Raw genomic sequence first — 391 nt, 5'->3', positions numbered from 1 at the left:
GAGAATGTGCTGAGGGCACTTCAGAAAACAAGCCGGACACCATCATGACTCTGAACCGTTCGAACCCTGATTCAACCGGCGCCGCCGTTGAGTGGCTGTACCGCCTGAGCCAGCAGCCACACGACAAAATCACCGGCCCCCTGAGCGGCCTTACCTTTGCGGTTAAAGACAACATTGATGTTGCAGGCGTACCCACCACCGCAGGGTGCCCGGCGTTTGCTTATATGGCCGATACCCATGCCGGTGTGGTCGAGCGAATTCTCGGCGCCGGTGCATCACTGGAAGGCAAAACCAATCTGGACCAGTTCGCGTGCGGCCTCAATGGCACACGATCCCCATACGGCGCTGTTCCCAATGCCATCAACCCAGACATGATTTGTGGGGGATCGAG

At 58.1% G+C, this 391-nt stretch carries 1 protein-coding gene; it reads left to right on the top strand.

Annotated features, from left to right (window positions below):
* Nucleotides 1–44: 44 nt before the first annotated feature.
* Nucleotides 45–391 (top strand): amidase family protein (locus tag EN885_RS33350; protein ID WP_245493201.1); only part of this gene is annotated, 347 nt, incomplete at its 3' end.

This window comes from Mesorhizobium sp. M6A.T.Cr.TU.014.01.1.1, assembly GCF_004022765.1.
GTDB classification, from domain to species: Bacteria; Pseudomonadota; Alphaproteobacteria; order Rhizobiales; family Rhizobiaceae; genus Mesorhizobium; species Mesorhizobium mediterraneum.
The sequence above is the reverse complement of the archived record's forward strand: the minus strand, read 5'-3'. Positions and strand labels throughout refer to the sequence as shown.